Source organism: Methylorubrum sp. Q1 (assembly GCF_004683995.1).
Lineage (GTDB): Bacteria > Pseudomonadota > Alphaproteobacteria > Rhizobiales > Beijerinckiaceae > Methylobacterium.
Window position 1 is genome coordinate 1 of the sequence record NZ_SRHQ01000049.1, and the last position, 12,982, is coordinate 12,982.

The following is a 12,982-nucleotide window of genomic DNA, read 5'->3' on the forward strand; positions in this document are numbered from 1 at the left end:
CCGCGGCTACGACGCCGGTCGCTTCTCCTTCAACGTCGCGAAGGGCCGCTGCCCGGCCTGCGAAGGCGAGGGCTTCGTCAGCGTCGAACTCCTGTTCATGCCGAGCGTCTACGCCCCCTGCCCGACCTGCCACGGCTCCCGCTACGCGCCCGACACGCTGGAGCTTACCTGGAACGGGCCGCGGGATCTCGGCCTCGGCTACCTGCGCCAGCCGGCGACCGAACTCTCCGGCGGGGAGGCCCAGCGCATCAAGCTCGCCACGGAGCTTCAGAGGGGCCAGCGCGGGGGCAGGCTCTACGTCCTCGACGAGCCGACGACCGGGTTGCACCCGACCGACGTGGACCGCCTGATGCTCCAGCTCAACGGCCTCGTCGATGCGGGCAACGCGGTCGTCATGGTCGAGCACGACACGCGCGTCGTCGCCGGGGCCGATCACGTCATCGACGTGGGGCCCGGCGCCGGAAGCCTCGGCGGCACCGTTGTCACGGCCGGCCGTCCCGAGGCGGTGGCCGAGGTGCCGGCAAGCCGCACGGCACCGTATCTGCGGGAAGAGCTCGCGGCCTATGCGGGCCAGGCTTCTCCGCCATCGCCTGCCGGCTGAGCGACCGGCGGCCCACGCCGTGTTTTGGTGCGCCGCGGGCATCATCCGGTCGCTGCGCCGCCGCCCTCGATCAGGCGCAGGCTGCGGCGCAGGCTTTGCGGCGGGTGGCCGAACGCGCGCAGGAAGGCACGGCGCATGCGGTCGCGGTCGGTGAAGCCGGTATCGCGCGCGACCACGTCGAGGGAATGGCGGCCCTCCTCGAGCATCGCCTTCGCAGCCTCGAGCCGCAGACGCTCCACGGCCTTGGCCGGGGATTGACCCGTCTCCTCGCGGAACACCCGGCTGAACTGGCGCGGGCTGACGCTCGCGGCCTCCGCCATTTCCTCGACGGTCAGCGGGCGGCGCAGGTTCTCCTTGGCGTAGATGAGGGCACGGCGAATCCGATCGGAGCGCGGCTCCAGTTCGAGCAGCGCTGAAAATTGTGACTGACCGCCGGGGCGGCGATGATAGACGACGAGTTGGCGAGCGATGGCGCGGGAGAGCTCCGCGCCGTGGTCGTCCTCGATCAGCGCCAGCGTCAGATCGATCGCCGCGCTCATCCCGGCCGAGGTCCAGACGTTCCCGTCGGCCACGAAGATCCGGTCGTCATCGACGTGGATCAGGGGGAAGCGCTCCTGCATGTCGCGGGCATGGGCCCAGTGGGTCGTCGCCACCCGGCCGTCGAGCAGCCCGGCCTCGGCGAGCGCGAAGGCTCCCGTACAAAGCCCGGCAACCCGCCGCGAGGTCCGGCCGGCCTCGGCGATGTAATCGCGCAGGCCCGGCGAGAGCGGGCGCGGCTGCAACTCGCCGACCACCATCAGCGTGTCGGGGGCGTCCGCCAGCGGCACGGTCTCGACGCCGATGTGCAGCGAGGAGCGGACGGTGCCGCCCCGCTCGGACATGACGCGGAGCGCATAGGCCTCTCGGCCGAGATCCGTGTTGGCGAACTCGAAAGCCGATAGGGCGGCGAGCCCCATCACCTGAAAGCCGTCCTCGAGGATGAACCCGACCTGCCGCATCCGGCTCTCCACCGTATGACCTATTTTGACGTTTATATGTCATTTAGGACATCGCCGTCCAGGCGTAGGGTCATGCCATCGCCAGCGCCGGTCAGCCCGGTCAGGCTTCACGACAGGACCCACGATCATGACCCAGGGAACCGTGCTGATCACCGGCGCCTCCTCCGGCATCGGTGCCGTCTACGCCGACCGCTTCGCCGGACGCGGACACGACCTCATTCTCGTCGCCCGCAACAAGGCGCGGCTCGATGCCGTCGCAGAGGATCTCACCCGCCGCCACGGCGTGACGGTTCGGGCGGTCGAAGCCGATCTGACGGACCGGGCGGGGCTTGCGGCGGTCGAGGCGATCCTGAAGGGCGAGGCGGACATCACGCATCTCGTCAACAATGCCGGCTTTGGTTCCGCCGCGCCGCTCGCCGCGGCCTCGGTCGATGAGATGGAGCGGATGATCGCCATCAACGTCACCGCGCCGATGCGCCTGACCTACGCGGCGGTTCCGGCCTTCACGAGCCGCGGACAGGGCACGATCATCAACATCGCCTCGATCGTCGCCATCGGGCCGGAGGTCCTGAACGGGGTCTATGGCGGCTCGAAGTCGTTCGTCCTCGGCTTTAGCCACGCCCTGCGCAAGGAACTCGCGGGCACCGGTGTCGCCGTGCAGGTGGTGCTGCCCGGCGCGACCGGAACCGAGTTCTGGGACGTCGCCGGCCTGCCCGCGAGCCACCTGCCGAAGGACTGGGTCATGTCGGCCGAAGATCTGGTCGATGCGGCCCTGGCCGGCCTCGACCGGGGCGAGTTCGCCACCGTCCCCTCGCTTCAGGATGCGGCTGAATGGGACGCCTGGGAGGCCGCGCGCGCGATCATGCTGCCGCATCTGTCGAACGCGGTCCCGGCCGCACGCTACCGCGCAGCTTGAGCGACGATCGGGTTTCGCAAGGACAAGTCCTTCTCCGAGGCTGGGGCGGAGCCCGAACGCCCTGGCGCCGACCGCGCGGCGCACGGACCGCCGCGCTTCGATGTCCGGAATTGCCGTGTTTACGGCGTTGCCAATTGCCAAGTCGCCGTCGAGCATGGATATTGAAACGCGAAGACTCGAGGGAGTCGGTTGATGATAAGCCTCTCGATCAATGGCCATCAACATTCGATAGATGTCGATCCGGACACGCCGCTTCTGTTCGTTCTGCGTGACACGATCGGCCTCACCGGCACGAAATACGGCTGCGGCATCGGTCAATGCGGTGCCTGCACCGTGCTCATCGACGGGCAGGCGATCCGATCCTGCCAGATGCCGGTTGAGAGCGTCGGTGCGCAAACGGTGACCACGATCGAGGCGATCGAGGCCGATCCGGTCGGAGCCCGCGTCGTGGCGGCCTGGGTCGGGATTGAAGTGCCGCAATGCGGCTACTGCCAGTCCGGCCAGGTCATGGCCGCGACGGGGCTCCTGAAGGAGACGCCGAAACCCTCTGAGGACGAGATCGCCGCAGCCATGACCAATCTGTGCCGCTGTGGCACCTACAATGCCATCGCCGCCGCCGTGCGGCAGGCCGCGGCCTGAGGAGGTGGGGATGAACGACCTTACGCCCCACCACCGCCTCGGCATCGCCACCCGGCCTGCATCGGAGCCGGTGCACAACCTCTCGCGGCGCGGCTTCCTCGGGATCGTCTCGGGCGCCCTCCTGCTCGGCATCGATCTGTCGAAGGACGCCACGGCCCAGACCCGCGCGGAAGGTCCGGCGGCGGTAGCAGCAAAGCCCGGCACCCACGTGGCCGCCTTCCTCGAAATCCGTCCAGATGGTGGCGTGCGCCTGCTCAGTCCCTTCGTCGAGGGCGGCCAGGGCATCAATACCGGCCTTGCCCAGACCATCGGCGAGGAACTCGACCTCGACCCCGCCCGCTTCACGGTGGAATGCGCCCCGCCCGGTCCCGACTACGCCGTCGTCAACGGTTTGCGGATGACCGGGGGCAGCTTCTCGACCCGTTCCAGCTTCGAGGCGATGCGCCGTCTCGGCGCCACCGCCCGCGAGATGCTGCTGCGCGCCGCCGCCGCGCGGCTCGCCGTGCCGCAGGATAGCCTGACCACCGACGACGGGCGCGTGATTCACGCCGCCTCCGGCCGGACCCTCGGCTACGGCGAGGTGGCACAGGCCGCCCTGGCGCTCCTGCCACGCGACGACGTTGCGCTGAAGAACCCGAAAGACTTCCGCTGGATCGGCCGGCCGGTGGCCCGGCTTGATATGCGCGACAAGGCGACGGGCCGGGCGACCTACGCCATCGACATACGCCTCGACGCGATGCTGCACGCCGCCGTGCAGCACGCGCCGCATCTCGGCACCGAGCCGCGGGCGGTCGCCAACGAGGCTGAGGTCCGCGCGATGCCGGGTGTCCACTCGGTCCATCGCCTGCCCGGCGCGGTGGCAGTGCTCGCCGATTCGTGGTGGCGGGCACGCAAGGGGGCGGAGGCCCTTCAGGTGACCTGGAGCGAGCCCGCGCTGGAAGGCATCGCCACCGTCTCGGCCTCCTTCTCCTCGGCGGCGATGCTGGCGGCCCTGAAGAGCACGACCGAGCCCGGCCTCCCGGCCGAGCAGGAGGGTGACCCGGGAGCGGCCTTCGCGAACGCCGCCAAGGTGATCGAGGCGGAATACGACGCGCCCTACCTCGCCCATGCCCAGCTCGAACCGCCCTCGGCGGTCGCCTGGTTCACGGCGGATGGCAGCCTCGATCTGTGGGTGCCCAACCAGATGCCGGAACTGTTCCAGCAGATCGCCGCCAAGACCGCGGGGCTGGAGCCGGAGCAGGTGCGCATCCATTCGCCGATGCTCGGGGGCTTCTTCGGGCGTCACTTCGCCTACGGCCCCGCCAATTCCTTCCCGCAGGCGATCCTGCTCGCCAAGGCGACCGGCCAGCCCGTGCGGGTTTTGTGGTCGCGCGAGGAGGAGTTCGGCATGGACGCCGTGCGGCCCCTCAGCTTTGCCCGCTTCAAGGCCGCGCTCGGGCCCGACGGGATGCCGGTGGCGCTCCAGACCACCGCCGTGGGCGAAGGCCCGATCAGCCGCTGGTTCGGTGCGTTGTTCACGTCCCCGGTCGATTCCTCCGTCGTCGAGGGCCTCGACAAGAAGCCCTACGCCATCCCGAACCGCCGCCTCGACTACGTGCGCGTGGCACATCCCGTCACGATCGCCTTCTGGCGCTCGGTCGGTCACTCGATGAACGACTACTTCTACGAGAGCTTCCTCGACGAAATTGCCGCGGCCGGGGGCCGGGACCCGTTCGGCCTGCGCATGGCACTCTTGGCGAACAGCCCGCGCCACGCCACCCTGCTGCGGAGGGTGGCGGAACTCGCCGGGGGCTGGCGGCGCGGACCGTTCGTGGCAGAGGATGGCACGCGCCGGGCGCGGGGCGTCTCCATGGCCTCGCCCTTCGGCTCGGAGACGGCCACCATCGCCGAGGTCTCGCTCGAGGACGGCGAGGCGCGGGTGCACGACCTCTGGATCGCCATCGATCCGGGCAGCGTCGTCAACCCGGCGATCGTGAAGCGGCAGGTCGAGAGCGCGGCGGCGCTCGGCCTCTCCTCCACGCTTCTCGAACAGGTGGTCTACGAGAACGGGCAGCGGCAGGCGCGGAACTTCGACACCTATCCGATCCTCGACCGCACGCGGATGCCGAGGGTCCACGTGGCCATCGTCGAGAGCGGGGCGCCGATGGGCGGCATCGGCGAGCCGGGCCTGCCCGGCGTGCCGCCCGCGGTGGTCAACGCGGTCGCGGTGCTCACGGGGCAGCGGGTGCGCAGCCTGCCACTGGCCAAGACGCGCCTGTCCGGTGTCTGACGGCGGTATGGCCGCTCCCCTGGCCCCGGCGGCGACGGAGGCGCCCGCCGTCCCGGTGCCGCGGTTCGACTACCTTCCGATCGCCCTGTTTGGCTCCGTGATGGGGCTGACGGGGCTGAGCGTCGCGTGGCGCCTCGCGGCGGCGCGATACGGCCTGCCCGCCCTCGTCGCCGATGCGATCGGCTGGGGCGCGGTCTTCACCTTCCTCGCCCTCGCGCTGGCCTATGGCGCGAAGGCGGTTACGGCCTGGCCGGCGGTGACGGCCGAGTTCCGTCATCCGATCGCCGGCAACCTGTTCGGCACCGTATTGATCAGCCTGCTGCTCCTGCCCTTCGTGCTGCACGACCTCAGCCCGGCGCTCGCGGCGGCGGCCTGGATCGTCGGCACGGGCGGCATGGCCCTGTTTGCCGTCCTCATCGTCAGCCGATGGATGGGCAGCCGCCAGCAGCTCGCCCACGCGACGCCCGCCTGGATGGTGCCGGTGGTCGGCCTCCTCGACATCCCCCTCGCCGCGCCCGCACTGGGCCTGCCCCACACGCAGACGCTGGCGATGGCCGCGCTGAGCATCGGCTTGTTCTTCGCCGGCCCGCTCTTCACCCTGGTCTTCGCCCGCCTCGTCTTCGAGGAGCCGCTGCCGCCGGCCCAGCGGCCCACGCTGATGATCCTGGTCGCGCCCTTCGCCGTCGGCTTCTCCAGCTACATGGCGACCTTCGGGCGGATCGATGCCTTCGCCGAAGCGCTGTTTCTCGTCGGGCTGTTCATGTTCGTGGTCCTTCTCGGCCGCCTGCGCGACCTGCCGCGCTGCTGCCCGTTCCGCGTCTCGTGGTGGGCGGTGAGCTTCCCGCTCGCTGCCATGGCGGTGGCGGCCCTGCGCTACGCCGAACACGTCCGCGCGGTCCCCGCCGACATCCTGGCGCTAGCGCTGCTCGCCCTGGCCACGGCCGGCATCGCCGCGCTCGCAACCCGAACCCTCGTCGGCATCGCCCGCGGTGAGCTGCGCCGGCTAGCCGGCTGACACGACCTTTCTTCGCGGAGCCGCCGACCGCGCGACGGAGGCCGCCGCTCTCTCGTCGCGACCGAGGCCGTACCCGGCATGATTGCGACCGGCCTCCCTAAACCACTGTTTTAACGCCAATTTTTTGAACAATCGGCGACCGCCTCGTGGGAATGCGCTCCAGGCCGAGAACGAGGAATCGGCAGGACGCCATGGTCCGGCCCGCTTTCCGGGAGAAACGCGTCACGAATCGCGCCGGTCGTCGCTCACAGTGAGCCGCCGGCGATTGCCGCACCGCAACATTGATGTATGGCGGGCGCTCAACGACGACAGGCGCAGGCAAGACCATGCCGGGCACGGACAGCTTCACCCTCCAGGATCAAGTCAACATCGTCCTGGCCGAGAACATCGCGCCCTCGGCGGTCGAGGTCCTCGCGCGGGCCAGCCTCCACCACGTGCGGCGCCTGCCGCGCGCGATCGGCTCGGCGGATACCGAGGTACTCGCCGGGGCACATGTCCTCGGCATCCGCTCGCGTACGCAGGTGACGACCGGCCTGCTCGACGCCGCTCCGGCCCTCGTCGCGATCGGCTGCTTCAGCGTCGGCACCAATCAGGTCGATCTCGATGCCGCCCGAGCCCGCGGCATTCCGGTCTTCAATGCGCCCTTCTCCAACACCCGCAGCGTCGCCGAACTGACGATCGGCGAGATCGTGATGCTGCTGCGCCGCATCACGCCCCGCTCCGAGGCGGCTCATACCGGTGGCTGGGACAAGTCGGCGGAGAATTCCTACGAGGTCCGCGGCAAGACGCTCGGCATCGTCGGCTACGGCAATATCGGCGCGCAGCTCTCGAATCTCGCCGAGGCGATGGGCATGCGGGTGATCTTCTTCGATCTCACCGACCGTCTGCGCCACGGCAACACCGAGCCGGCCGAGAGTCTCGACGCCTTGCTTGCCGCCAGCGACGTGGTGAGCCTGCACGTGCCGGAGACGCCGCTCACCCACGGGCTCATGAACGCCGAGCGCATCGGCCGGATGAAGCCCGGCGCCTACCTCATCAACAACAGCCGCGGCACCGTGGTCGATCTCGACGCGCTCGCCGCCGCGCTCAGGGAGGGCCGCCTGCGCGGTGCCGCGGTCGACGTGTTCCCCGTCGAGCCGCGCTCCAACGACGAGCGCTTCGTCTCGCCGCTCCAGGGCATCCCCAACGTGATCCTCACACCGCATATCGGCGGCTCGACCGAGGAGGCGCAGGACCGCATCGGCTCGGAGGTCGCGCGCAAGCTCGTCGACTACGTCGAGACCGGTTCGACGCTGGGTGCCGTCAACTTCCCACAGGTGCAGATCCCGCCGCGCATCGGCGGCGTGCGCTTCCTGCACGTGCACCGGAACGTCCCCGGCGTGCTCGGCCACGTCAACCAAGCCTTCGCCCGGCGCGGCGTCAACATCACGTCCCAGTACCTTCAGACCGAGGGCGAGTTGGGCTACGTCGTGGTGGAGGCCGACGCCGCGCCCGTCGATCGCTCCGGCATCCTCGCCGAGCTCGACGCCATCGACGGCACGGTGCGCACCCGCCTGATCCAGGCCCGGATCGTCTGAGGAATCCTTCGAGCCATGAGCGCGACCGGTCTCCCTCCCGATCTTCTCATCCGCCTCGACGGCCTGCTGGGACCGGGCGGCCTGCTGACGGACGAGGCCGAATGCGCGCCCTTCGCCATCGACTGGCGCCGCCTGTTCCCGGGCCGGCCCGCCGCCGTCGCGCGGCCGTCGAGCACGGGGCAGGTCGCTTCGGTCGTCGGTCTGTGCCGCGAGGCCGGCCTCGCCCTGGTGCCCCAGGGCGGCCATACCGGGCTCGCGGGCGGGGCCACGCCCGACGCCTCGGGGCGCCAACTCGTGCTCTCGCTGGCGCGGATGAACGCCGTTCGCGCGGTCGATCCGGTCGGCCTCACGATGGAGGTCGAGGCGGGCTGCGTCGTCCAGGCGGCGCAAGCCGCGGCCGAGGCCGCCGGGCGGCTGTTCCCGGTGAGCTACGCCGCGGAGGGCTCGGCGATGGTCGGCGGCATGATCGCCACCAATTCCGGCGGCATCAACGTGCTGCGCTACGGCATGACCCGCAGCCTCGTCCTCGGTCTCGAAGTCGTGCTCGCCGACGGCAGCGTCGTCGATGGTCTGCGCTCCTTGCGCAAGGACAATGCAGGCTACGACTGGAAGCAGCTCTTCATCGGCAGCGAGGGGACGCTCGGCATCGTCACCGCGGCGGTGCTACGCCTCGTGCCCCGGCCGCGCCACACCGAGACCGCCCTGCTGGCGGTGCCCCACCCGGAAGCGGCGCTCCGGGTGCTGGCCGCCGCGCAGGACGGGCTCGGCGACACGATCCAGGCCTTCGAGCTGATCTCGCGCTGCTCGTTCGACCTACTGGAGCGCTATGCCGGGATGGCGAGCCCGCTGCCGCCCTCCCCCTGGTGCATCCTGCTAGAGGCGGGATCAAGCCTCTCAGGCCTGCGGGACGCGGTCGAAGGCACGCTGGGCGAAGTTCTGGAGCGGGGCGACGCCGTGGACGGCGTGCTCGCCGAGTCGAAGGCGCAGGCCACCGGCCTCTGGTCCTTGCGCGAGCGCATCACCGAGTGCGAGGCGCACCAAGGTCAGTCGGTCAAGCACGACGTCTCGGTGCCGATCCCGGCGATCCCTGCCTTCCTAGAGGCCGCCGACCGGGCCCTGGCCGAGGGCGCGCCCGGCACCGTCCCGAACGTGTTCGGCCACATGGGCGACGGCAACCTGCACTACAATGTGCTGGTCGGGCCAGAGCACGACGGCGCCGCGATCAACCGCCTCGTGCACGACGTGGTCGATCGGTTCGCGGGCAGCATCTCCGCCGAGCACGGCATCGGCCAATACCGCGTCGACGAGCTGGCGCGCCGCCGTCGCCCGGAGGAGATGGCTTTGGCGCACCGTCTGAAGCGGGCGCTCGACCCGGACGCCCTGCTCAACCCGGGAAAGGTTCTAAGGGTCTGATCCTGCGGATGCTCGAGAGGTTGTCCTCCGCTCGGTAAAGGCGGCGGATGGGTGTGGTATGACTGAATATCGGCGCGGTTCGACTGGCCGACGAGGTGCGAGAGCATGTGCACCTCGCCAAAGATGTCCTGTACCAGGGCCCAATCCGTGACCGGATGGGTCATCGCGGCCCAGTCGGCGCCGGGGATCTCGCCGCGCTCCAGCGACTCGCGCCAGAGGGTGCGCACGTCTTCGACGGTGCGGGCCTTGTCGAAGCGGCGGATCTCCCGCTCGTGGCGGCGGTCGAGCATCGTCTGCAGCAGCTTCCCGTCCTTGCGCCGTGCAGCCGGTGCTCCCTCATCGTGCGCGCCGCCGCGACACCGAGCTTGGCGAGCAGCGAGCGGCCGTCGGCTGTGCTCAAGCAGGTGCCGACGATGGAGTAGTGCAGCGTCACGTCCAGTTCCCAGATCCGGTCCCTCGGCCGCTCCGCCGCCAGGACGGCCTCAGGCGAAAGAGGAGCAAGGCGTCCGATGCTCGATTTCAGGGCGAGCAGGGCGGGTCCGTCCGGTTGAGAGCCGTGCGCCACGAGCGACACCGTGCAATTGCTGTATCCATTCAGATATAGCGAGAGTGAAGCAAAACGGGCGCCTAAACCGGAGCCACGCCGAGCCGGAGATCCTATGCGGCCGGATCGACCGGTTGTGTCAGGCGGGCGAGGAACGGTGCGGCCGCCTTCTCGGCGGCGCGCTCGATCGCCCGGTAATGCGCGATGACGTCGGTGCCGAAAGCCGAGAGCCGGGCCCCACCGCCCGCCTTGCCTCCGATCTGCGCCTCGATCACCGGGCGCCCGAAGCTCTTGTTCATGTCCTCGACGAGGAGCCAGGCGCGGCGGTAGGACATGCCCAGCGCCCGACCGGCCGCGGAGATCGAACCGTGCTCGGCGATCGCTTCAAGAAGTTGGACCTTGCCCGGCCCGATCCGCCAATCCGGTCCGAGATCGATGCGGATGCTCAAACGGGCCATCATTCTCCTCGCGCAGCTCGAATCATTCTAAGCCCCTGTCGGAAGGAAGACGAGGCCGGCATCATCGCTGCCGACATGGGCCGATGCGCCCTGCCCTTCAAAAGCCAGGGCTGAGATCGAAGCGGAAGACCGTGATCGGATCGCGCGCCCTGACCACGCCCGCGCAAGCCAGGAGGGTGTCGGCCTCGGCCCAGCGCAGGGCGTAGCCCTCCATCGCCGCCACCGCGAAGGGCGGCGCATCAAGGCGCGCCGCGAGAGCCTCGGCGCAGATGCGGCCGGCGGCATCATCGAGCGGGACGCGCTCACGACCACCGGGCGCAGGCTCCGCTCCATTTGCGAGAGGGCCTCGGCGATCTCCGGCATGTCGATAGTGGCATTCGCGGTGGTGATCGGCGTCTGCACGGGTGCTCCTTGGCGCATCCCATCCATCGGGACGAGACGATCGGCCCTGGTCTGAGCTATGCTTGAGCGTATATAGCGCCACCGGGGGCCGGTTGCCGGCCCGGCTGGTCCGGGCGCCATCATCGCGAAAGACACGCGCATGTTCACCTGCACGGGCTATGCGGCCACCAGCGCCGAGACAAAGCTGGCCCCCTTTGCCGTCGAGCGCCGTGATCCCGGCGCGAACGATATCGAAATCAAGATCGTCTATTGCGGCGTCTGCCATTCCGATCTGCATCAGGTCCGCAACGAGTGGCAGAATACGTTCTATCCGTGCGTGCCGGGCCACGAGATCGTCGGCCGCGTCACCCGCATCGGGGCGAAGGTCGGGGACTTCAAACCGGGCGAGCTTGCCGCGGTAGGCTGCATGGTCGATTCCTGCCGCACCTGCACCGCTTGCCGCGAGGGGCTCGAGCAGTATTGCGAGCCGGGATTCACCGCGACCTATAACGGTCCGGAGCAGGGCACCGGCGCCAACACCTTCGGCGGCTATTCGAGCCACATCGTCGTCGACCGGCATTTCGTACGACATGTACCGGAAGGGCTCGATCTGGCAGGCGTTGCACCGCTCCTGTGCGCGGGCGTCAAGACGTGGTCGCCCCTGTGCCGCTGGGGGCCGGGCCCGGCAAGAAGGTCGGCATCGTTGGGCTGGGCGGCCTCGGCCATATGGGCGTGAAGCTCGCCCACGCGCTGGGCTCGTACGTCGTGCTGTTCACGACCTCTCGGGGCAAGGAGGCCGATGCCCGCCGGCTCGGAGCCGACGCCGTGGTGATCTCGAAGGATGCCGCGCAGATGGGCCGGCATGCCGAGAGCTTCGACCTGATCGTCGATACGATGGCGGCTCGGCACGACGTCAACGCCTATCTCGGCCTGCTCAAGCGCGACTGCACGCTGGTGCAGGTCGGTGCGCCGGAAAAGCCGCTCGACGTGAACGTCTTCAGCGTGATCTGGCGGCGCCGCAATTTCGCCGGCTCGCTGATCGGCGGCATCGCCGAGACGCAGGAGATGCTCGACTTCTGCGGCAGACACGGCATCACCGCCGACATCGAGATGATCCTGATCCAAGAGATCGAGACCGCTTACAGCCGCATGCTGAAGAGCGACGTGAAGTACCACTTCGTCATCGACATGGCGAGCCTGCCCAAGGCCGCCTGAGCCCCTCCCCTCGTTCGAAACAGGATCGCTCCCGTATGGCCATGCTTACCCGCACCCGTTTCCTAGCCGGTCTCGTCGCCATCACTCTGGTGGGGACGCTGCCCGCACCGGCTGCGGAGGCGCCGACCGTGTTCGCCGCCGCGAGCCTGAAGAACGCCCTCGACGACATCGCCAAAAGCTACACCAAAGAGGGGAAGCCAGCCCCGAAAGTCTCCTACGCGGCCTCGAACACGCTGGCCAAGCAAATCGAGCAGGGCGCGCCTGCCGACCTGTTCTTCTCAGCCGACCTCGATTGGATGGACTATCTCGCCAAGAAGGATCTCATCCGGCCCGACACGCAGGTGAGTCTTCTGGCCAACAGCATCGTGCTGATTGCTCCGAAGGATTCGAAGGCCGAGGTGAAGATGGCCCCCGGCCTCGATCTCACGCCGGCGCTCGGCTCCGGCAAGCTCGCCATGGGCAATGTCGATGCGGTGCCGGCCGGCAAGTACGGCAAGGCGGCGCTGGAGACGCTCGGTGGCTGGGCGGGGGTGAAGGACAGGATCGCGCAGGCCGAGAGCGTGCGGGCGGCCCTGCTTCTCGTCTCGCGCGGGGAGGCGCCGCTCGGCATCGTCTACGCCACCGACGCGGCGGCGGACGCGAACGTGAAGATCGTCGCCACCTTCCCCGCCGACAGCCACCCGGCGATCGTTTACCCGGTCGCGATCACCAAGGAATCGCGCAATCCGGACACATCCGCCCTTCTGAGCTATCTGCGCGGGCCCGCCGCCAAGGCCGCCTTCGAGAAGCAGGGCTTCACCGTGCTGAACCGCTCGGCCACTGCCGCGCAGTAACGGGCGGGTATACGAACTCGATCAGAAGGAGGCCTCTCGATCCGCAGCTGACCACGGGCGGCGACGTCGGCCGGGTCGTCGTCACCGTGCTGAGCATGGTGACGGAGATGAAGCGCAAGTTCA

The 12,982-nt window shown here is 69.3% G+C and carries 10 protein-coding genes and 3 pseudogenes; 10 read left to right on the forward strand and 3 right to left on the reverse strand.

The window, feature by feature from the left end:
* A pseudogene (locus E4V01_RS24635) lies at positions 1 to 601 on the forward strand (excinuclease ABC subunit A); the annotation flags it as partial.
* A 41-nt stretch (positions 602 to 642) separates the two neighbouring features.
* Here E4V01_RS24635 and E4V01_RS24640 read toward each other — a convergent pair.
* On the reverse strand, positions 643 to 1,599 hold the full coding sequence (locus E4V01_RS24640; protein WP_135300201.1) for a GlxA family transcriptional regulator: 957 nt from the start codon (positions 1,597 to 1,599) through the stop codon (positions 643 to 645).
* A 127-nt stretch (positions 1,600 to 1,726) separates the two neighbouring features.
* Between E4V01_RS24640 and E4V01_RS24645 the strand changes: the two genes are divergently transcribed.
* From E4V01_RS24645 to E4V01_RS25955, 7 genes are all read left to right on the forward strand, one after another.
* On the forward strand, positions 1,727 to 2,515 hold the full coding sequence (locus E4V01_RS24645) for an SDR family oxidoreductase (protein ID WP_135300202.1): 789 nt from the start codon (positions 1,727 to 1,729) through the stop codon (positions 2,513 to 2,515).
* A 192-nt stretch (positions 2,516 to 2,707) separates the two neighbouring features.
* The gene (locus E4V01_RS24650; RefSeq protein WP_135300203.1) at positions 2,708 to 3,154 is read left to right on the forward strand and encodes a (2Fe-2S)-binding protein; all 447 of its coding nucleotides are present in this window, start codon (positions 2,708 to 2,710) and stop codon (positions 3,152 to 3,154) included.
* Positions 3,155 to 3,164: 10 nt separating this feature from the next.
* Positions 3,165 to 5,423, forward strand: coding sequence for a xanthine dehydrogenase family protein molybdopterin-binding subunit (locus E4V01_RS24655; protein ID WP_135300204.1), 2,259 nt, complete (start codon positions 3,165 to 3,167; stop codon positions 5,421 to 5,423).
* Between the two features lie 7 nt (positions 5,424 to 5,430).
* Positions 5,431 to 6,438: an SLAC1 anion channel family protein gene (locus E4V01_RS24660; protein ID WP_135300205.1), complete on the forward strand. Its 1,008-nt coding sequence runs from the start codon at positions 5,431 to 5,433 to the stop codon at positions 6,436 to 6,438.
* Positions 6,439 to 6,764: 326 nt separating this feature from the next.
* Positions 6,765 to 8,015: a phosphoglycerate dehydrogenase gene (gene serA, locus E4V01_RS24665; RefSeq protein WP_060768176.1), complete on the forward strand. Its 1,251-nt coding sequence runs from the start codon at positions 6,765 to 6,767 to the stop codon at positions 8,013 to 8,015.
* Between the two features lie 15 nt (positions 8,016 to 8,030).
* Positions 8,031 to 9,428 carry an FAD-binding oxidoreductase gene (locus E4V01_RS24670; RefSeq protein WP_135300206.1) on the forward strand — a complete coding sequence of 466 codons (1,398 nt, stop codon included), beginning with the start codon at positions 8,031 to 8,033 and terminating at the stop codon, positions 9,426 to 9,428.
* 107 nt (positions 9,429 to 9,535) lie between these two features.
* Entirely contained in the window at positions 9,536 to 9,850 is a 315-nt protein-coding gene (locus tag E4V01_RS25955; RefSeq protein ID WP_193763307.1) for a hypothetical protein, read from the forward strand.
* A gap of 235 nt (positions 9,851 to 10,085) precedes the next feature.
* On the opposite strand, the gene E4V01_RS24680 is transcribed toward E4V01_RS25955, so the two are convergent.
* On the reverse strand, positions 10,086 to 10,430 hold the full coding sequence (locus tag E4V01_RS24680; RefSeq protein ID WP_135300207.1) for a winged helix-turn-helix domain-containing protein: 345 nt from the start codon (positions 10,428 to 10,430) through the stop codon (positions 10,086 to 10,088).
* 238 nt (positions 10,431 to 10,668) lie between these two features.
* Positions 10,669 to 10,914 (reverse strand): annotated as a pseudogene (locus E4V01_RS26435) (hypothetical protein); the annotation flags it as partial.
* Positions 10,915 to 10,971: 57 nt separating this feature from the next.
* Between E4V01_RS26435 and E4V01_RS24690 the strand changes: the two are divergent.
* Both E4V01_RS24690 and modA read left to right on the forward strand, forming a co-directional pair.
* Positions 10,972 to 12,026 (forward strand): annotated as a pseudogene (locus tag E4V01_RS24690) (NAD(P)-dependent alcohol dehydrogenase).
* Between the two features lie 35 nt (positions 12,027 to 12,061).
* Positions 12,062 to 12,859: a molybdate ABC transporter substrate-binding protein gene (gene modA, locus E4V01_RS24695; protein ID WP_135300208.1), complete on the forward strand. Its 798-nt coding sequence runs from the start codon at positions 12,062 to 12,064 to the stop codon at positions 12,857 to 12,859.
* Positions 12,860 to 12,982: the final 123 nt, after the last annotated feature.